The organism is Hymenobacter sp. BT491, from assembly GCF_014349165.1.
GTDB lineage: Bacteria > Bacteroidota > Bacteroidia > Cytophagales > Hymenobacteraceae > Hymenobacter > Hymenobacter jejuensis.
In genome coordinates this window covers 356376-375636 of the sequence record NZ_JACSJJ010000004.1, presented here as the reverse complement: position 1 = coordinate 375636, position 19261 = coordinate 356376, and the positions used below count along the sequence as shown (strand labels likewise).

Below are 19261 nucleotides of genomic sequence, written 5' to 3'. Positions count from 1 at the left end.
TCCGCCTCCCCTAATTCTGTGACTGAGCCGCCCGCTGAAAAGAAACCCATGTCCAATCTGGCGCAGCGCGTCATTTTTGGGGCAATTGGCGCGGTTATTTTGTTCGGCTGTATTTGGTATAGCGCCTGGAGCTTTGCTGTATTTTTTGCCTTGGTGCAGGCCAAGATGCTGTTGGAGTTCTACCGGATGATGCGGAAGGCCGGGTATGCGCCGGCTACGTGGATTGGGATTGGCATTAGTTTTTTATTGTTCCTGATAGTCGGGTTTCCTTTTGAAAGGCATGGGTTCAATGGGGAATTTGGGGCAGGATATGCTTACAGCGTAACCATGGGCTGGAAGACGTCAAGCCAAGCTGGGTATTATTTTGTGCTTGTAAGTGCTTTGTCGTTAGTGGGATTGCTGCTGCGCGAAATGGTGGTTTGGCCGCGGTATAAAAACCCTTTTGGTAATGTTGGCGTGGCTCTGTTGGGTCTGTTTTACGTTAGCTTGCCAATGAGTCTACTGGTTGTAATAGCCAGCTTAACAGGATCTTACGATTACCGCCGCATCCTTGCCCTGTTGCTCCTCGTCTGGGCAGCGGATATCGGCGCTTATGCCGCCGGCAAAACCTTCGGCAAGCACAAGCTCGCCCCGAACATCTCGCCGGGCAAAACCTGGGAAGGCTGGATTGGCGGCACAATCCTCACAGTAGCAATGGGTTGGGTACTGGGCTATTTGCTGCCCGATATGCCGCTGGTGCACCGCTTGGTGGTGGCGGGCGTAGTGGCCGTGTTTGGGGTGCTGGGCGATCTGGCCGAATCCATGCTCAAGCGTAGCGTCGACGTGAAAGACTCCGGCCGCATCCTGCCCGGCCACGGCGGCCTGCTCGACCGCTTCGATGCCTTCCTATTTATACTGCCGGTGCTGGTGCTGCTGCAAATGCTATTTGGCAGCTAATGCACCTCCTTCGCTGTATTCAGCGTATGCCATAAACCTAGTACATTTGACGCCTTAATTTGCCCTAGCGCCCCGATGCCCACCGTCGCGGGCCATAGTTCTTCTTTTCACCCACCCACCCATTTTACCTTTTCCGCATGGCTGCCACCACGGTGTACAAAGAGCCGGCCCCAATCGTGGACCGCGAAAATCCCCTCGAATCAATGATGTCGCGTTTCAACATCGCGGCTGAAATCTTGGGATTGGACGACCAAACTTATAACGTTCTGAAAGCGCCTGATAAGCAGGTCATTGTCAACATACCCGTGACTATGGACAACGGCAAAGTCCGGGTGTTCGAAGGGTACCGCGTCGTGCACAACACGATTTTGGGCCCGTCGAAAGGCGGCATTCGCTACGACATGCACGTGCACCTCGATGAAGTAAAGGCCCTGGCGGCCTGGATGACGTGGAAGTGCGCCGTTGTGGATATTCCGTATGGCGGCGCCAAGGGTGGCATCATCTGCGACCCGACCACCATGAGCCCCGGCGAAATCGAGCGCATGACGCGCGGGTATACGCTGGCTCTCAAAGACGTATTCGGTCCCGATCGCGACATTCCGGCTCCCGATATGGGCACCGGCCCCCGCGAAATGGCGTGGCTCATGGACGAATTTTCCAAGACGACCGGCGCTACTTCCCCTGCCGTCGTGACTGGCAAGCCGCTGGTAATGGGCGGCTCGCTGGGCCGCACCGAGGCTACGGGCCGGGGCGTGATGGTATCGGCACTGGCCGCTATGGCTAAGCTGGGCATGAAACCCGAAACGTCTTCGGCAGTAGTGCAAGGCTTCGGCAACGTAGGCTCGTGGGCGGCGAAGCTGCTCGCTGAGAAAGGCGTGAAAATCAAGGGCGTATCCGACATCAGCGGAGCCTACTGGAACGAAGAGGGCATCAACATCGACGAGGCCATTGCCTACAAAAACGTTCACAACGGTCGTCTGGAAGGCTTCACTGGTGCCCAAATCATGAACCCCGACGATCTGCTCATTTCCGACGTGGACGTACTCGTGCCGGCTGCAGTGGAAGATGTGATCACGGAGCACAACGCCCACGACATCAAGGCCAAACTCATTGTGGAAGGCGCCAACGGCCCAACTTCAGCCTCGGCCGACCCCATCATCAATGAGAAAGGCATCATGGTAGTGCCCGACATTCTGGCCAACTCCGGTGGCGTAACGGTTTCTTACTTCGAATGGGTGCAAAACCGCCTCGGCTACAAATGGAGCGAAGGCATGGTCATCGAGCGTGCCGAGCGCATTATGTCCGATGCTTTCGAGAAAGTGTATGCCACTTCGCAGAAGTATAAAGTGCCAATGCGCATCGCTGCGTACGTGGTAGCCATCGACAAAGTGGCTCAAACCTATAAGTACCGCGGCGGTTTCTAAGTCACGTTATGATCAAATGCAGGCGGCTTTGCCAATTGTAAGCCGCTCTGTAGTAATATTATCCTTCAGATAGGTCCGAGCCAAGCGGCCCGGACCTATCGTTGGGCGGGATGTTGAAGTTTGTTTTTCTGCGCGTTGGTAACGTTAACCGCCTGCTTGCTTGTTTGATTGGTCTGACGCCTAAGGTAGCGTAAGCAGCTAACTTGGTGTCAATCTGCGATTTATGAAGATTCACAAAGAAGGACGACGAATACTTTTCTTTACGCTGCTGGCCTTGCTGGCCGTGAACCTGTTGCTATTTCGTCTGAATGCGCAGAACGATACGTTCAACAAGATCTTTGCCGGCGCGTCTGCCGTTGCTTTCCTGTTGCTGCTGCAATTTTTCCGCAGTCCGTTTCGCAACCTGCTCACCCACGAAGACCTCATTGTGGCCCCGGCCGATGGCAAAGTAGTGGTGATCGAGGACGTGCACGAACCAGAATATTTCGACGACGTGCGCAAGCAGATCAGCATTTTTATGTCGCCCATCAACGTGCACATCACCCGCAACCCTATTTCGGGCATCGTGCGTTACTTCAAGTACCACCCCGGCAATTACTTGGTGGCTTGGCACCCCAAGTCAAGTACCAAAAACGAACGGACCACCGTAGTTGTGCAGTCGGAAGCGGGGCCTTTTGTGCTCTTCCGGCAGATTGCCGGCGCCATGGCCCGCCGCATCGTGTGGTACGTAAACGAAGGTGACGAAGTATCTCAGGGTGAAGAGTTTGGCTTTATCAAGTTCGGCTCGCGCGTCGATGTTTTTGTACCCGTCGATACCGAAATACGCGTTCAGATTGGTGAGAAAGTAAAAGGCGGCGAAACCATCATCGCGCAACTTAAAACGGAAACCCCGAGCTTATTCTGAACCACGGATTGAGCGGATTCTTCGAAATCCGCAGACATTGTGAACAAGGCAATCCACTTACAAATAAAAAGGCCTCGCTGCACTTGCAGCGAGGCCTTTTTATTTGTAAGTTCCTGATAAATAGCTATTTATGAACAGTATCACGGCGTTCACGAAAGCTGCGGACTTCGGAACCTCCGCGCTATCCGTGGTTCAAACAAACCACTGCGCCATCAGCTGCGCTAATTCTTCCAAATAGCGCTGGTCGTCTTGGTCAAAGTCGTTGAGCTGGTCGCTGTCAACATCCAAGACCATAACTACTTGATTACCTTTTAGTACCGGCACAACGATCTCCGATTTGGAGTCGCTGCTACAGGCGATATGGCCCGGAAACTGTTCAACGTCGGGCACCAGCAAAGTTTTGGCCTGTGCCCAACTCGCACCACACACACCTTTGCCGTGCCGGATGCGGGTACAGGCAATAGGCCCTTGGAAGGGCCCTAGCACCAACTCATTGTCCTTCACTAAGTAAGCGCCCACCCAGAAGAAGCCAAAAGCCTGCTTAAGGGCACCCATAGTGTTGGCCAGATTGGCTACTAAATCGGGTTCGCCAGTGGTCAGAGCTTCAATTTGAGGAAGGAGCTGGCGATATTTTTCGGCTTTGGTAAGCTGCGCGTCAAGGATAAGTTCTTCGGCCATGAGAAGGCGAGGTTTGGAAAGGTTGTGGGCAAACTAGGCGACTAGAAAACCACCCTGTGGTCCTAAAGCAAAGTTACTACTCGTTTGTTTGGGCGGCCGGCTGATGGTAAACGAACAACTCATCTTCGCCCAGCGGCAAGTGCTCGCGCAAGGCGGCCAGCCCAAAATGCGGGGCCGCGATGCCGGCTCCGAGTGTTTTGGGGTTGCGCAACACCCTTACTTCATCCCACAAGCCCGCCCGCAGCAAAGAGTCAAGCACTGTCGGGCCGCCTTCTACCAACACCGACTGCACATTGCGCTGGCGCAGATCGGCAAAAACCTGCGGGAAAAGGTTGTCGGCTTCCGAAAGCACTACAAAGTCCAGGTTGGGTTTGCTGTCGCGCTGGCGGTAGGTGTATACTAGTGTAGGTTGCTGACTATCAAAGAGATGGTGTTTGGGCGGTAGGCTGAGGTTTTTGTCGATGACGATGCGGGTGGGGTCGAGGCCGGGCCACTCGCGCACGTTGAGGTGCGGGTTGTCGTGCAGGGCCGTGCGGGTTCCTACCAAAATGGCCTGCTCTTCAGCGCGCCACTGGTGCACGACCATGCGGGCCAGTTCGCCGCTGATGTGAATGGGCTGAAAGTAACGCCCCGCCAGAAAGCCATCGGCGGTTTCGGCCCATTTCAGAATGATGTAAGGCCGGTTTTTTTCCTGAAAAGTGAAAAACCGTCGGTTGAGCCACCGCCCTTCGGCTTCCAGTAAGCCGGTTTCTACCTGAATGCCGGCATCACGAAGTTTTTGAAGCCCGCGGCCGGCCACCAGCGGATTGGGGTCGAGGTTGCAAACGACCACCTCACGGACGCCTTTTTCGATGAGCAGATCGGCGCAGGGAGGCGTTTTGCCATAGTGGGAGCACGGTTCGAGCGTGACATACACCCGACTTTGGGCGAGCAAGGCTTGATCGCGGACGGCGGCCAAGGCATTGACTTCCGCATGCGGACCGCCGTATTGTTGGTGCCAGCCTTCGCCGATGATTCGGCCTTCGTGGGTCACGACGCAGCCCACTAGTGGGTTGGGCCGGGTGAAGCCAGTTCCCAGCCGCGCCAGATCGAGGGCGCGGCGCATCATCAGCTCGTCGAAAGTGCGCATAGCAAAGTGGGTGGTAGTTTTGCAAGAACAAAGTACGCACGAATCTGCCTAGGCAAGCGAGCGCCACGACCCAAGCGCACTGTGCTTATTCCCTATCGTTTATGAACGCCACTATCTGCCAAGCTGCCCTCGACCTTGCTACCGCCTTGGAGGCCATTTATCCGGCGTCCGAAGCGCAGGCCATCGCCGGGCTGGTGATTGAGCACCTGCTCCACCTGACCCCGCTGCAACGCCGCATGCAAGCCAACGATCCCTTGCCGCCTGAGGTCCTGCAAGCGTGGCCGGCGCTTCAAGCGCGTTTGCTGCGGCACGAGCCGGTGCAGTACGTGCTGGGTGTGGCGCATTTTGCCGACATGGAACTGGAAGTAACGCCCGCCACGCTCATCCCGCGCCCCGAAACCGAAGAGTTAGTGCAGCTCATCATCCACGAAAACCAGCAGACGCGAGGCCTCTCCTTGCTCGATATTGGCACCGGAAGCGGCTGTATTCCCTTGGCTTTGAGTCGCGCCCTGCACCCACACCGCGCTGTAGCGGTTGACATCTCAGAAGCTGCTTTGGCGGTTGCTCGGCGTAATGCCGAGCGCTATCGGTGCGAAATTGAATTTCAACAGCTTGATATTCTGACGGATACCCCGAAAGGAATTGCGGCGGGCTCGCTCGATGTGGTCGTCAGCAACCCGCCGTATGTGCTGGAAAGCGAGCGCGAAACTATGCGCAGCAACGTGCTCGACTACGAGCCCGCTACGGCGTTGTTCGTGCCCAACGACGATCCGTTGCTGTTTTACCGGCGCATTGCCGACGTAAGCCAGCAGTTGTTGCGGAGCGGCGGCGGGCTCTACTTCGAAATCAACGAGCAGTATGCGGCTGCGCTAGCGGCGCTGCTCACAAATCTGGGGTATGCAAAGGTGCAGGCGCAGGCCGATTTGTTTGGCAAAGACCGCATGATGCGGGCTACGAAACCTTGATTTTATAAACAATTGATAGTCAATCGGTTATATTTAGGCTTCTGTTTGCCGGTAGTTGGACTTAGGAAATTAAATTATTGCCGGAATAGCTATCTGGTTGTGTGCTAACGGCTTGCGGGGCCAGCTTTGGCAAAGCAAAAATTCCTAAATGCCCGGATCGTTTAACTCTCAAATGCAAAAGCGCTACCTTTGCGGGCTGTTAAACAGGCTCTAACAATCCTCGCCGGCATGACCGACGCCTCCCCGTATTTTGCGCACCCGACTGCCGTCCTCGACGAAGGCTGCCGCATTGGCGCCGGGTGCCGCATTTGGCACTTTGCCCATTTGATGCCGGGGTGCGAGTTGGGGGAAAATTGCAGCATCGGCCAAAACGTGATGATCGCCGACGGCGTCCGGCTAGGTCGTAATGTGAAGGTACAGAACAACGTAAGCCTTTACACCGGCGTGGAGTGCGCCGACGACGTGTTCCTGGGCCCCTCGGTAGTATTCACCAACGTGCGCAACCCGCGGAGCGCCGTGCCCCGCCGCGACCAATACGAACCCACAGTGCTGGAAAAAGGCGTGAGCGTGGGGGCCAACAGTACCATAGTGTGCGGCGTGCGACTAGGCGAATATTGCTTCGTCGGAGCCGGCTCCGTGGTGACCAAAGATGTGGCGCCGTATGCCTTGGTGTACGGCAATCCGGCGCGCCCGCGCGGCTGGATGAGCGCCTACGGCCATCGCCTCGCGTTCGACGGAGGTGGCCACGCCACTTGCCCCGAGAGCGGCCAGCACTACGAGCTTACGCCTAGCCGGCAGGTAAAACCCGTTTCCATTCCGAATTCATAAGTTCTTAATATCAGAATTTCTCCCGTGTACGAGCAACTCATCCAGAAACAGACCAAGCTAGCCGTCATCGGCCTGGGCTATGTAGGCCTTCCGATTGCCCTCGAATTCGCCCGCAAAATCAAGGTGATCGGCTTTGATATCAATGCCAGCCGTGTGGAAATGATGCGCAACAGCATCGACCCCAGCGGCGAATTGGAAGCCAAGGATTTCGAAGGTTGCGATATCGAATTCACGGATTCATTGGAGGTATTGCGCGACGCAACTTTTTACATTGTGGCCGTGCCTACGCCCATCGACGAGCACGCCATGCCCGATCTGAAGCCGCTGCTGTCGGCTTCGACTACCGTGGGCAAAGTGCTGAAGAAAGGCGACTACGTGGTCTTTGAATCGACCGTGTACCCTGGCTGCACCGAGGAAGACTGCATTCCGGTGATGGAAAAACTGTCGGGCCTGACGTTTCCCACCGATTTTAAAGTGGGCTATTCGCCCGAGCGCATCAACCCCGGCGATAAAGAGCACACGCTCACACGCATCATCAAGGTGGTGTCGGGCTGCGACGAAGAATCGTTGGAAACCATTGCCAAAACCTACGAGCTGGTGGTAGAAGCCGGTGTGCACCGCGCCAGCAGCATTAAGGTGGCGGAAGCAGCCAAAATCATCGAAAACACCCAGCGCGACGTCAACATTGCGTTGATGAACGAGCTATCGATGATTTTCGACCGCATGAACATCAACACCTACGAAGTGCTGGAAGCTGCCGGTACCAAGTGGAACTTCCTGAAGTTCTCGCCGGGTCTGGTGGGCGGCCACTGCATCGGCGTCGACCCGTACTACCTGACTTACAAGGCCAAAGAGCTCGGCTACGATGCCAAAGTGATATTGTCGGGCCGCACCACCAACGACAATATGGGCGCCTACATTGCCCGCAAAACGGTGCAGATGATGATTCGTCAGGGCAAAGACGTGGCCAAGTCGCGGGTGCTGGTGATGGGCGCGACGTTCAAAGAAAACGTGGAAGACATCCGCAACTCGAAAGTGGCCGACGTGATCCATGAGCTGCGCAACTTCTCCGTTAACGTGGACATCGTCGATCCGCACGCCGACTCCGACGAACTGCATCATGAATATGGGTTCCGCCTGACGCCTGAGTCGGAGGTGCGGGAAGATTACGACGCCGTAGTGGTGGCCGTTAGTCACAAGCCTTACGCGCAGATGGAAGAGGGTTATTTCCAGTCCATTACCTCTGAAAACCCCGTCTTAGTCGACATCAAAGGCTTATACCGCGGCAAGATTCAGGAAATGCAATATTGGAGCTTGTAAAAGGCGTGGCTGCCCGTGGTGCGTTTGCGTACTAAGGGCAGCTATTGCGTTACTTTCTTTGGTCAGTTACTTACAGGAGATGGAACGGAAGAAAATACTTGTAACGGGAGGTGCCGGCTATATCGGGTCTCATGCGGTGGTGGAGTTGTATAATGGTGGTTATCAGCCCATTATACTGGATGATTTCAGCAACTCGCAGGAGTCGGTGCTGACGGGAATCAAGGATATTCTGGGCGTCGAGATTCCCTGTCACCACGTCGACTGCACCAACGAGAGTGCGCTGCACGAAGTGTTTGAGCAGGAGCAGAACATTCAGGGCGTCATTCACTTTGCGGCGTTCAAGGCGGTGGGCGAATCAGTGCAGAAGCCGCTGAAATATTACCACAACAACCTCGACTCGCTGCTCGTGCTGCTCAAGGTGATGGGTGAGTTTCACGTGCAGAACCTAGTTTTCTCGTCTTCTTGCACCGTCTACGGTATCCCTGACCACCTGCCCGTAACCGAAGAAACGCCCACAAAGCCAGCCAATTCGCCCTACGGCAACACCAAGAAGATCTGCGAAGACATCCTGACCGACGTAGTGAAAGCGACGGGCAGCGAGTTGCGCACCATTCTGCTACGGTATTTCAATCCGATCGGCGCACACGAATCGGCCAAAATCGGCGAGTTGCCATTGGGTGTCCCGCAGAACCTGATTCCGTTCGTTACCCAAACGGCCGCCGGCATCCGCGAGAAACTGACCATTTTCGGCGATACCTACGACACGCCCGACGGCACCAACATTCGCGATTACGTGCACGTAGTGGATTTGGCCAAAGCACACGTGGTAGCTGTAGAGCGCCTCTTGAAAGGCAAAGAAGCTATCGTAGAGGTCTTTAACGTGGGTACGGGCCGAGGCAACAGCGTGCTGGAAGTAGTCCACGCCTTCGAGAAAGCCACGGGCAAAAAGCTCAACTACACCATCGGACCCCCGCGCCCCGGCGACGTGCCGGCCATCTATGCCGACGTGACCAAGTCCGTCAACGAGCTTGGTTTCAAAACCACTTCTACCCTTGAGGAAGCCTTAGCCAGCGCCTGGAAATGGCAACTGCACTTGCAGGAAGTAAGTAGTCATGTATCATAACTATATGATTATCACATAGTTGTGTTCAATACTTTGTATTCCTTTCTCAGTTAGTTTCTGAAGCATGAAAATCATCATTACCGGCGGAGCAGGCTTTATTGGCTCGCACGTTGTACGCCTTTTTGTAACCAAATACCCTGAGTATCAGATTCTTAATCTGGATGCTCTGACGTATGCCGGTAACCTCGAGAACCTGCGCGACATCGAGAATCAGCCGAACTACCGCTTCGTGAAAGGCGACATCGCCGACCAGCCGTTTGTTGACGAGTTGTTTGCCCGCGAAGAGCCCGATGCCGTCATTCACCTGGCGGCCGAGTCGCACGTCGATCGCTCCATCACCGATCCGCTGGCGTTTGTACGCACCAACGTGTTGGGCACTGTTCACCTGCTAAACGCTGCCAAAAACCTCTGGAAGCCTGCCGGTTACGAAGGCAAAACCTTCTACCACGTCAGCACCGATGAAGTGTATGGCTCGTTGGAAATGGGCACGGAGATGTTTACCGAAGACACGCCTTATGATCCGCGGTCGCCGTATTCGGCCTCCAAGGCCAGCTCTGACCACTTCGTACGGGCGTGGTATCATACTTACGGGTTGCCGGTGAAGCTGAGCAATTGCTCCAACAACTACGGCCCCAACCACTTCCCCGAAAAGCTTATTCCGCTGGCCATTCACCGCATCCGCACAAGCCAGCCGGTGCCGGTATATGGCAAGGGCGAGAACGTGCGCGACTGGCTATTTGTAAAAGACCACGCGACGGCTATCGACGCAGTTTTCCACAAAGGCAAAGTTGGCGATACCTACAACATCGGCGGGGTGAACGAGTGGAAAAACCTCGATCTCATTCACCTGCTTTGCGATGTGCTGGACGAAAAGACGAATCAGCCCCAAGGCACTTCGCGCAAGCTCATCACCTTCGTCACCGACCGTGCCGGCCATGACTTGCGCTACGCCATCGATAGCAGCAAGATTATGAACGAGTTAGGCTGGAAGCCTTCGGTAACTTTCGAACAAGGCCTGGCGCAAACCGTGGATTGGTACCTGCAAAATACCGAGTGGCTGGAGCGGGTTACGAGCGGCGCTTATCAGGATTACTATCAGCAGCAATACGCGGCGCGATAAAATATTCGTGGCGGCTGGCAAAGCAAATCTGGCTTTACCAACCGTCATTTCACATTCAGAATTCTTAACGTGTACGAAACCCCTTTTCACGAGCAACCGCTTGATAATCTGACGTTTCTGGTGACCGGCGGTGCTGGGTTCATTGGCTCTAACCTGGTTGAATACTTGCTCAAGTATGGCGCCGGCCGCGTGCGGGTGTTGGACAACTATTCCAACGGCTTCCGCAAAAACGTGCGTCTTTTTGAAGGCAACCCAGCGCTGGAAGTTATCGAAGGTGACATCCGCGACCCACAAGTGTGCCGCGATGCCTGCCAAGGCGTGAACGTCGTGCTGCACCAAGCAGCGCTGGGTTCGGTGCCGCGTTCGATCAATGACCCCATCACGTCGAATGATGTGAACGTGGGTGGTTTCGTAAACATGCTGGTAGCGGCCAAAGACGCCAACGTGAAGCGCTTTGTGTACGCGGCTTCTTCCTCTACCTACGGCGATCACAAGGCGTTGCCAAAGGTTGAAGATCGCATCGGCAAGCCGTTGTCGCCGTACGCCGTAACTAAGTATGCCAATGAGCTTTACGCCGATGTGTTTGGGAAAACCTACGGCATGGAAATCATCGGGCTGCGGTACTTCAACATCTTTGGCCCGCGCCAAGACCCCAACGGGGCCTATGCAGCCGTGATTCCGTTGTTCATCGATGCCGTGTTGCAAGGCAAGCCGCCGCGTATGAACGGCGACGGTGGTCAGACCCGCGACTTTACCTTCGTCGAAAACTGCGTGCAGGCCAACATCAAAGCCGGGCTGACCAACAATCCCGACGCCGTGAATCAGGTGTACAACATTGCCGTCGCCGACCGCACGTCGCTCAACGACCTGTTCAACATCCTGAAAGAAGAAGCCGGCTCCGACATCACCCCTGAGTACGGCCCGGATCGCATCGGCGACATCCGCGACTCGCTGGCTGATATCAGCAAGGCCCAGAACCTGTTGGGCTACGACCCGCGGATTCGCATTCGGGAAGGCTTGCAAAAGACGTTGGCGTGGTTTAAAGCCAATCAGGATTTTATTCAAGAGCGAAACTAACTTTTTCGATGAAAGGCATCATTCTGGCCGGCGGCTCCGGTACGCGCTTACACCCTCTTACTCTGGCAGTTAGCAAGCAGCTCATGCCCGTGTACGATAAGCCGATGATCTATTACCCGCTGTCCATTCTGATGATGGCTGGCATTCGGGAGATTCTCATTATCACCACCCCGCACGACCAGGAGCAGTTTAAACGCTTGCTGGGCGACGGCAAGAATCTGGGCTGCGACTTTCAGTATACCATCCAGGAAGTGCCCAATGGGCTTGCGCAGGCGTTTGTTCTGGGAGCCGACTTTATCGGCAACGACAAAGTAGCCTTGGTGCTCGGCGACAACATCTTCTACGGTGAAGGCTTGGAAGAATTGTTGCAAAGCAACAGCAGCCCCGACGGAGGCGTCGTGTACGCCTATCACGTGCAAGATCCTGAGCGGTACGGCGTTGTGGAGTTTGATGCGGACAAAAATGCGTTGAGCATCGAGGAAAAACCTAAGCAGCCCAAAAGCAACTATGCGGTGCCGGGCTTGTATTTCTACGACAACGACGTGATCCAGATCGCGCGTGATCTGAAGCCTAGTCCGCGTGGCGAGTATGAAATCACGGATGTAAACCAAGAGTATCTGCGGCGTGGCAAATTGAAGGTCGGCATTCTGGGCCGCGGCACCGCCTGGCTGGATACCGGTACTTTCGAATCGCTAATGCAAGCGTCTGAGTTTGTGCGCGTCATTGAGCAGCGGCAGGGCCTAAAGGTAGGCTCGATTGAGGAAGTGGCTTACCGCCAAGGTTTTATCGATGCCGATCAGTTGCGTAAAATCGCTGAGCCCCTGCGCAAAAGCGGTTACGGTGACTACCTCCTGCACCTGCCCGAAACGCTGATGCTAGAAGATTAAACTCCCGAATCTTAACGCAAAAGCCCTGTTTACCGGCCGTAAGCAGGGCTTTTGTATGTTATTGATTATCAGAATATTACCCCAGCCAGCAAGGCAACGCTAATAATCACAAAAGAAGGAATGCGGTTCCAGAGCAACACCAGGAACGTGATCCCGACCAAAGCCAAATTAATGGGCGTATTGGGCAGGGGGTGATACAGCAGAAAGGTGGCAGCGCACACGAGCCCGGCCGAAACCGCATTGATGCCTTCGAGAGAGGCTTTTATCACCCGATATTGCTTGAGCTGATCCCAGAAGCGGATCAGAAAGAAAATCAGCAGCGTGCCCGGCATAAAAATGCCCGTTGCACCGACCAACGCGCCCAGAATCTGGCCGCTCAGGCCGCTGCCTTCCCGGCGCATAGCCAAGGCGCCGATGTAAGAAGCGAAGGAAAAGTTAGGACCCGGAATGGCCTGAACCAGCCCCAGGCCTGACAAAAACTCTTGGGCTGATAAGTAGTGTTTAAACTCTACGAACTCGGCAAACAGCAAGGGAGCAAGTACTTGTCCGCCGCCAAAAACCAAGCTGCCGTTCCGATAAAAATTCTCAAAGAGCCTGACAGGCAACAGCTTGGTATAGCTGCCAAGTACGGCCGCTGCCACCAGCACGGCCAGCCACAGCACAAAGTTGGACCACTCAATGTGGAGCGGCTGCTTTTCGACCTGTGGCAGCTTGCGGTAGCGAAACGTGGTAATGAGCCCGCCGGCGAGCAGCAGAATAGGCAGCACCCACGGTAACTGAAAGAAATATGCCAAAAGCGCCGAGGCTACCATCAGGGCAACGGAGGTTTTGGTGTGAATGACTTTCTCCGCGATTTTGTAAGCTGAATACGCCACGAATCCTACGGCTACGGGCTGCACGTACTGCACCAGGCGGGATACCAGCTCTTTGTCTAAGTAGCTGATTGTGAGACCCGCCAGCGTCATGATGGTGACGGCCGGCAGCATCCAGACAAGGATGGTAAGATACGCTAGGTTGGGGCCGCCGAGGCGAAACCCAATGGCCGTAATGGTCTGGGTTGAGGTGGGGCCCGGCAAAATCTGGCATAATGCCATGATTTCCAGCAGCTCGGGCGCCGTCAGGTAACGCCGCTTGTCCACCAGCAGGCGTAGCATCATGGCTACGTGCGCTTGCGGCCCCCCAAAGGCGGTGAGGCCCAGCGCAGCGACATCTTTTAGAAAGATGAAGTGCCGAACGTGCTTCGTGCGGAGCCGACGAGGTGGGGGAGCAAGCTTAATATCTTCCACGCAATAAATTGCTAATTGCTGATTAGCAGTGGTTTAGTGGCAAAAGAGCTCGTGATGAGCGACCGTCGATAGCAAACCATTTCTACTCAGGATTTACGCAATAAAAATCGGTTGCCAACGCGAAGAGCCACAAAACAGCTTCTAACGCATTGGCAACCGGAGACTTGCAAACAAGGACAAGCTTACTTTTTCAGACCCAACTCGACTAGGCGCTCGTTGAGAAACTCGCCAGCCGTGATGTCGGGCATCTGCTTGGGGTTCTCGGGCGTAACGCAGCTTTCGAGAGCAGCGAGGCTCATTTCGGAGCGAGGATGCATGAAAAACGGTACTGAATACCGCGACGAGTTCATTTTTTCACGAGGCGGATTTACCACGCGGTGAATGGTGCTCTTCAGAACGCCGTTGGTCAGGCGCTGTAGCATATCGCCCACGTTCACCACGATTTGGTCGGGCAGGGCCGTGATCGGGATCCAGTGGCCATCGCGCCGGAGTACTTGCAGACCGTCGGCAGAAGCGCCCATCAGCAACGTGATGAGGTTGATGTCGCCGTGTTCGGCCGCGCGCACGGCATCGGAAGGCACCGCGTCGGGGTTTTCGATGGGGAAGTAGTGGATAGGGCGCAGAATAGAGTTACCGTTGCGCACTTTATCGTCGAAGTAGTTTTCGGGCAGGTTCAGATAGAGCGCAATGGCCCGCAGGACGTCTTTGCCCGCTGCTTCCAGCGTTTTGTAAGTCGTGAAAGTGCTTTCGTGGAAACCTGGAACCTCGTTGGGCCAGATGTTGTCGGGGTACTCATTCTTGATCGGATCGTTCTCATCGTCAACCTCTTGGCCCACGTGGTAGAACTCCTTCAAGTCGCCGGTGTTGCGGCCTTTGGCGTGCTCCTTGCCTTTGCCCGTGTAGCCGCGTTGGCCCGCCAGTGCCGGATTTTCATACCTTTGCTTCACATCGTCGGGCAGAGAGAAAAAGGCTTTCACATCGGCGTAGAGACGCTGCGTCTGTTCGTCGTTGAGGCCGTGGTTCTTCAGCGCTACAAAACCAATGTTCTGATACGCTTCGCCGAGCTGTTGAACAAAACGAGCTTTACGCTCGGGATCGCCCGAACGGAAGTCGGCGAGATCGAGGGAGGGAATTTCTTCCAACAATTTTTCTTCCATAGCGGAAAATCAATATACTTTTGAGCAAACCTTACGTACTGCGCAAGGTACTTAAAATTCACGTGTCGTTCCAGTCGGGAACGCAGCCGGGCAACGGGTCCGGTAGTCTGTTTAACCCCTTCCACCAATTTCTCATGAAAGCATCTGCTTTACTGCTGAGTAGTGCCCTGTTGCTCGGCTTGGCGGCCTGCGATACGGCCAAACAGCAAACAGAGTCGGCCGCCACCCAGTCTACTATTGAAACCGTAACGACGGGTCCCTCTACGGCTAGCATGGAGAAGAACGGTATCCGGCTCACGCCCTTCAACGACTCGCCGCGGTACCCGGAGGCACAAATGCAGTTGAAAACCCCGGCGCCCAATTCGACGTCGCCTTCCGGCGCGGTTGCGTTTGATTACGACATCACCAATTTTCAGCTCACCAAGATGACCGGCGGCATGCACGCCGGGGAAATGGCAAACTCAGAAAAAGGCCAACACATCCACAACATCGTCGACAACGAGCCCTACACGGCGCACTACACAACGGAGTTTACCAAGAACATTGCCGACGGCCAGCACGTGATTCTCTCGTTCTTGTCGCGCTCTTACCACGAAAGCCTCAAGCACCGCGGCGCCTACGACCTGCGCGTAATCAACGTGGGCCAAGCCGCGCCGCAGCCGCGGAATTTCGACGTGAAAGGGCAGCACTTGTTTTATAGCCGCCCCAAAGACACGTATTCCGGTAACGATACCAAGCGTGTGATGTTAGACTTCTACTTGGTGAACACCACCCTGACTCCCGAAGGCAACAAAGTGCGGGCCACCATCAACGGAACGGAATTTGTACTGGAACAATGGGCGCCCTACATGATGGAAGGCCTGCCAACAGGACAAAACACCGTGAAGCTGGAACTGATCGATAACAGCGGAAATCTAATTCCCGGCCCATTTAATTCGGTCACTCGCACATTTACGTTGCAACCCTAAGATAATTTATCTTATTTTAAGACCTGTCTGTGTTTAACACAGACAGGTCTTTTTGTATTACCGCGGTACTACCATAGCCAGCCTACTCGTTTGGTAAGTGGTAAGCGTGCACTTGGTGTACCGCGTTAGACAAAACATAAGCCTATTTGCCTGCAATATCTACGTAATTTTGAGATCGCCTGAGAGCATCTGCGAAGCTTACTAGGTGGCAGATGCAGCTGGCTATTTCATAGTACCAAAGGCATTTACACGTTCTGCCGAGCTTATGAGTATGCGGAAACTATTTCTGTCGTTGGGGTTGAGTGTAGGGGTGGCATGCGTCGCGCAAGCGCAACATGCCGTGTGGGCCGCTAAGGTCGTTGAGGTATCGTCGCAAAAAGCCGAGGGCAAAGAAGCCTTTTCGCCCGAAAAAGTATTGGGCGAGCCCAATGCGCAGCCGCTCGGGCAAATCAGCAACGAAGCCTGGATTCCGAAAAAGGAAGGCAACAACGAGTCGATCGAAGTTAAATTCGTTAAATCGTTGATAGCCAAGCAAGTAACTGTTGTCGAGAACTTCAACCCCGGCTCCATTACTAAAATTGAGCTGATCGACACCCGCGGCGAGCGGCACCAGGTTTATGAAAATAAAAATCCCGGTCCGATTCCGGAAACCTTTCGCTCTCTGCAGGTTACGTTTCCGGCGGCTACCTACCGGACCATCGGTGTGGCCGTGACCATGAACACGGCCAAAGTCAACGGCGTCAACCAAATCGATGCCATTGGCATTGCCGATGTGGTCGAGACCATGGTGAAGAAAGAATTCCAGGGCCAGCCCGCGGCAGTTAGCTTCGACTCGTCGATGGTAAGCTTGGGTCCCAACGTGAATTCAAAATACGTTGATACTCACCCAGTTATCTCGCCGGATGGCCGGACGCTGTTTTTTGCCCGACAAGAGCATCCCCAAAACGTGGGCGGCACCAACGACCCGCAGGACGTATGGTATTCAACTCTGGCCAACGCCAAAACCAAGGCGTTTAGCCCCGCCAAAAACATTGGGTCTCCCATCAACAATGCCGAAGGCAACGGGGTGGCATCGGTATCTACGGACGGCAACGCGGCCGTGCTGATCAGCCTCTACAAGCCCGATGGCTCGTTTGACCGACAGGGTGCTTCGCTTTCCAAGCGCACCCGTACGGGCTGGACGCTGCCGGTGAAAATGGAAATCGACGACTTCTACAACAACGACAAGGAGAACATCGACTTCTTCCTGGGTACATCAGGCAAGGTGCTGTTGATGGCCGTGGAGCGCAACGATACCAAAGGCGAGCAGGACCTGTACGTGAGCTTTCTGAACGAAGATGGCTCGACGTGGAGCAAGCCGCGCAACCTAGGCGGCGCCATCAACTCCAAAAAAGCGGACTTTGCGCCGTTTCTGGCGGCCGATGGCAAGACGTTGTATTTCGCCTCGGAAGGCCACGGCGGCTACGGCAAAAGCGACATTTTCTACAGCAAGCGCCTCGACGATACCTGGACCAACTGGACGGCCCCGCGCAACTTGGGCTCTAGCATCAACTCGCCGGATTTCGACGCCTATTTCACGCTTTCAGCCGCCGGCGACGAAGCTTTCCTGGTTTCTTCCCGCAACGGCATCAGCAACTCGCGCGACATTTTCCGCATCAACCTGACGCCGCAGTTTAAGCCTGAAGTTGTAACGCTCGTACGCGGGCAGGTGCTGGATGCTTCGACCAAAAAGCCCGTTATGGCCGTCATTCACTATGAAAACCTGCTGACGGGCGAAGAAATCGGAGTTGCAGAAACTAACCCTGTGGACGGTTCTTACACCATCGTGCTGCCTTCGGGCGTGCAGTACGGCTACCGGGCCGAAGCCAAAAACTACTTGGCTGAGAGCGATAACCTAGACGTGGTGGACCGGGACAAGTATTCTGAGGTCAATCAAGACTTGTTCTTGGTGCCGTTTGCCGTGGGACAAACGATCAAGCTCAACAACATTTTCTTCACCCAGAGCAAGTATTACTTGCGCGAAAACTCTTTCCCGGAGCTGCTGCGTCTGGTTAAAATCATGAAGGAATATCCGGCCCTGGAAATCAAGCTGGAGGGCCACACCGACAACCAAGGCGATCCGCAGCTGAACGTAAAGCTTAGTCAGGACCGCGTGAACGAGGTAAAGAAGTTCATGGTAGGCAAGGGCATCAGCAGCACGCGCATCACCACGGAAGGAATGGGCGGCGCCAACCCAATTGCCAGCAACGACCAGGAGGAAACCCGCAAGCTCAATCGCCGGGTAGAATTCCGGATTACGAAGAAGTAAACGGACTGCGCTGGGGCGAAAAACCAGCCGCCCGCACACGGCAAGTCCAAAAAGCCACAAGCCCTTCCCTGACGTTCGGGAGAAGGGCTTGTGGCTTTCTGAAGGATCGTGAAAACTAGCTTAGGCGTGTTTCATCGCGGCCCGATTTGCTGCTACTGCTTTGGTTGCCGGGGTTGGCAATGGAATCGCGCATGTCGGTGTCAGCCTGCACGTTACGCATCTTGTAGTAGTCCATAATGCCCAGGTTGCCGGAGCGGAAGGCTTCGGCCATGGCCTTCGGAATTTCGGCTTCGGCTTCCACAACGCGAGCCTTGGCTTCCTGCGTTTTGGCGCGGTTTTCCTGCTCGATGGCCACGGCCATGGCGCGGCGTTCTTCGGCTTTGGCCTCGGCTACTTTAAGGTCGGCGGTGGCTTGGTCGATTTGCAGCTTGGCCCCGATGTTTTCGCCGATGTCGATGTCGGCGATGTCGATGGAGAGGATTTCGAAAGCCGTGCCCGCGTCAAGGCCTTTGCTCAGCACCAGCTTCGAGATTTTGTCGGGGTTTTCGAGCACTTCTTTGTGCGAGCGCGACGAGCCAATGCTGGTCACGATGCCTTCGCCTACGCGGGCCAGAATCGTTTCTTCGCCGGCACCTCCTACCAGCTGCGTAATGTTGGCGCGGACCGTAACACGCGCAATAACAATGAGTTGGATGCCATCCTGTGATACGGCCGCCACGTTTGGCGTGTTGATTACTTTGGGGTTGACGGAGGTCGTGACGGCCTCAAACACATTGCGCCCGGCCAAGTCAATGGCGGTTGCTTGCTTGAACGTCAGGGGAATGTTGGCTTTGTCGGCCGAAATCAGGGCCTTGATCACGCTCGGGACGTTGCCACCGGCTAAGTAATGGGTTTCCAGATCGTTAGCCGATACTTCGAGCCCCGCTTTGGTAGCCGTAATCAGCGAGTTGACAATCAGGGACGGTGGCACTTTCCGCACTCGCATAAAAGCCAGCTGCAACAAGCTTACCCGTACGCCCGAAAAAATAGCCGTGATCCAGAGACTGATGGGGAAGAAGTATAAAATCACCAGCAGCACAATGGCCACAACGGCAATCGGAACGATCGGTAAATTCATAAGGTAAATTATTGATTTATAAGTACTTGCGTTT

The 19261-nt window shown here is 55.0% G+C and carries 17 protein-coding genes; 12 read left to right on the top strand and 5 right to left on the bottom strand.

What is annotated here, in order from left to right; translation table 11 throughout:
• Positions 1–18 precede the first annotated feature (18 nt).
• The 3 genes from H9I52_RS18315 (at position 19) to H9I52_RS18305 (ending at position 3264) form a co-directional block, all read left to right on the top strand.
• A complete protein-coding gene (locus tag H9I52_RS18315; RefSeq protein ID WP_187455063.1) occupies positions 19–936 on the top strand; it encodes a phosphatidate cytidylyltransferase in 918 nt (305 codons plus the stop codon).
• Between the two features lie 137 nt (positions 937–1073).
• Positions 1074–2360: a Glu/Leu/Phe/Val family dehydrogenase gene (locus H9I52_RS18310; protein WP_187455062.1), complete on the top strand. Its 1287-nt coding sequence runs from the start codon at positions 1074–1076 to the stop codon at positions 2358–2360.
• Positions 2361–2583: 223 nt separating this feature from the next.
• Positions 2584–3264, top strand: coding sequence for a phosphatidylserine decarboxylase family protein (locus tag H9I52_RS18305; RefSeq protein ID WP_139515155.1), 681 nt, complete (start codon positions 2584–2586; stop codon positions 3262–3264).
• 192 nt (positions 3265–3456) lie between these two features.
• Here the strand turns inward: H9I52_RS18305 and H9I52_RS18300 are convergent, their stop codons facing one another.
• Together H9I52_RS18300 and ribD are read right to left on the bottom strand one after the other, a co-directional pair.
• Positions 3457–3942, bottom strand: coding sequence for a GAF domain-containing protein (locus tag H9I52_RS18300; RefSeq protein WP_187455061.1), 486 nt, complete (start codon positions 3940–3942; stop codon positions 3457–3459).
• Positions 3943–4018: 76 nt separating this feature from the next.
• On the bottom strand, positions 4019–5071 hold the full coding sequence (gene ribD, locus H9I52_RS18295) for a bifunctional diaminohydroxyphosphoribosylaminopyrimidine deaminase/5-amino-6-(5-phosphoribosylamino)uracil reductase RibD (protein ID WP_187455060.1): 1053 nt from the start codon (positions 5069–5071) through the stop codon (positions 4019–4021).
• Between the two features lie 101 nt (positions 5072–5172).
• On the opposite strand from ribD, the gene prmC reads away from it, so the two are divergent.
• From prmC to rfbA, 7 genes are all read left to right on the top strand, one after another.
• Positions 5173–6036, top strand: a complete 864-nt coding sequence (gene prmC, locus H9I52_RS18290; RefSeq protein ID WP_187455059.1) for a peptide chain release factor N(5)-glutamine methyltransferase — start codon at positions 5173–5175, stop codon at positions 6034–6036.
• A gap of 228 nt (positions 6037–6264) precedes the next feature.
• Positions 6265–6864, top strand: a complete 600-nt coding sequence (locus tag H9I52_RS18285) for an acyltransferase (protein WP_187455058.1) — start codon at positions 6265–6267, stop codon at positions 6862–6864.
• A 24-nt stretch (positions 6865–6888) separates the two neighbouring features.
• Entirely contained in the window at positions 6889–8184 is a 1296-nt protein-coding gene (locus H9I52_RS18280) for a nucleotide sugar dehydrogenase (RefSeq protein ID WP_139515150.1), read from the top strand.
• 79 nt (positions 8185–8263) lie between these two features.
• On the top strand, positions 8264–9307 hold the full coding sequence (gene galE / locus H9I52_RS18275; protein ID WP_187455057.1) for a UDP-glucose 4-epimerase GalE: 1044 nt from the start codon (positions 8264–8266) through the stop codon (positions 9305–9307).
• Positions 9308–9371: 64 nt separating this feature from the next.
• Positions 9372–10427 (top strand): dTDP-glucose 4,6-dehydratase, encoded by a 1056-nt coding sequence (gene rfbB, locus H9I52_RS18270; protein WP_187455056.1) that lies wholly within the window; start codon positions 9372–9374, stop codon positions 10425–10427.
• A gap of 69 nt (positions 10428–10496) precedes the next feature.
• Positions 10497–11504 (top strand): SDR family oxidoreductase, encoded by a 1008-nt coding sequence (locus H9I52_RS18265; protein ID WP_187455055.1) that lies wholly within the window; start codon positions 10497–10499, stop codon positions 11502–11504.
• Positions 11505–11512: 8 nt separating this feature from the next.
• Positions 11513–12391, top strand: a complete 879-nt coding sequence (gene rfbA / locus H9I52_RS18260) for a glucose-1-phosphate thymidylyltransferase RfbA (RefSeq protein WP_139515146.1) — start codon at positions 11513–11515, stop codon at positions 12389–12391.
• 68 nt (positions 12392–12459) lie between these two features.
• Here rfbA and chrA read toward each other — a convergent pair whose 3' ends face one another.
• Together chrA and H9I52_RS18250 are read right to left on the bottom strand one after the other, a co-directional pair.
• Positions 12460–13677: a chromate efflux transporter gene (gene chrA, locus H9I52_RS18255; RefSeq protein ID WP_316248050.1), complete on the bottom strand. Its 1218-nt coding sequence runs from the start codon at positions 13675–13677 to the stop codon at positions 12460–12462.
• 182 nt (positions 13678–13859) lie between these two features.
• Complete coding sequence (locus tag H9I52_RS18250) at positions 13860–14834, bottom strand: isopenicillin N synthase family dioxygenase (protein ID WP_139515144.1); 975 nt, start codon at positions 14832–14834, stop codon at positions 13860–13862.
• 134 nt (positions 14835–14968) lie between these two features.
• Here H9I52_RS18250 and H9I52_RS18245 point away from each other — a divergent pair, with 134 nt between their 5' ends.
• On the top strand, positions 14969–15802 hold the full coding sequence (locus H9I52_RS18245; protein WP_187455054.1) for a hypothetical protein: 834 nt from the start codon (positions 14969–14971) through the stop codon (positions 15800–15802).
• 271 nt (positions 15803–16073) lie between these two features.
• The gene (locus tag H9I52_RS18240; RefSeq protein WP_187455053.1) at positions 16074–18110 is read left to right on the top strand and encodes an OmpA family protein; all 2037 of its coding nucleotides are present in this window, start codon (positions 16074–16076) and stop codon (positions 18108–18110) included.
• Positions 18111–18225: 115 nt separating this feature from the next.
• Here the strand turns inward: H9I52_RS18240 and floA are convergent, their stop codons facing one another.
• On the bottom strand, positions 18226–19227 hold the full coding sequence (gene floA, locus H9I52_RS18235) for a flotillin-like protein FloA (RefSeq protein WP_187455052.1): 1002 nt from the start codon (positions 19225–19227) through the stop codon (positions 18226–18228).
• Positions 19228–19261: the final 34 nt, after the last annotated feature.

Bases quoted from the DNA above. Each gene is read 5' to 3' on its own strand.
- H9I52_RS18310 (WP_187455062.1), top strand. From the start codon at position 1,074: ATGGCTGCCACCACGGTGTACAAAGAGCCGGCCCCAATCGTGGACCGC.
- prmC (WP_187455059.1), top strand. From the start codon at position 5,173: ATGAACGCCACTATCTGCCAAGCTGCCCTCGACCTTGCTACCGCCTTG.
- floA (WP_187455052.1), bottom strand. From the start codon at position 19,227: ATGAATTTACCGATCGTTCCGATTGCCGTTGTGGCCATTGTGCTGCTG.
- H9I52_RS18305 (WP_139515155.1), top strand. From the start codon at position 2,584: ATGAAGATTCACAAAGAAGGACGACGAATACTTTTCTTTACGCTGCTG.
- rfbB (WP_187455056.1), top strand. From the start codon at position 9,372: ATGAAAATCATCATTACCGGCGGAGCAGGCTTTATTGGCTCGCACGTT.
- H9I52_RS18285 (WP_187455058.1), top strand. From the start codon at position 6,265: ATGACCGACGCCTCCCCGTATTTTGCGCACCCGACTGCCGTCCTCGAC.
- galE (WP_187455057.1), top strand. From the start codon at position 8,264: ATGGAACGGAAGAAAATACTTGTAACGGGAGGTGCCGGCTATATCGGG.
- rfbA (WP_139515146.1), top strand. From the start codon at position 11,513: ATGAAAGGCATCATTCTGGCCGGCGGCTCCGGTACGCGCTTACACCCT.
- H9I52_RS18240 (WP_187455053.1), top strand. From the start codon at position 16,074: ATGCGGAAACTATTTCTGTCGTTGGGGTTGAGTGTAGGGGTGGCATGC.
- H9I52_RS18245 (WP_187455054.1), top strand. From the start codon at position 14,969: ATGAAAGCATCTGCTTTACTGCTGAGTAGTGCCCTGTTGCTCGGCTTG.
- ribD (WP_187455060.1), bottom strand. From the start codon at position 5,071: ATGCGCACTTTCGACGAGCTGATGATGCGCCGCGCCCTCGATCTGGCG.
- H9I52_RS18300 (WP_187455061.1), bottom strand. From the start codon at position 3,942: ATGGCCGAAGAACTTATCCTTGACGCGCAGCTTACCAAAGCCGAAAAA.
- H9I52_RS18250 (WP_139515144.1), bottom strand. From the start codon at position 14,834: ATGGAAGAAAAATTGTTGGAAGAAATTCCCTCCCTCGATCTCGCCGAC.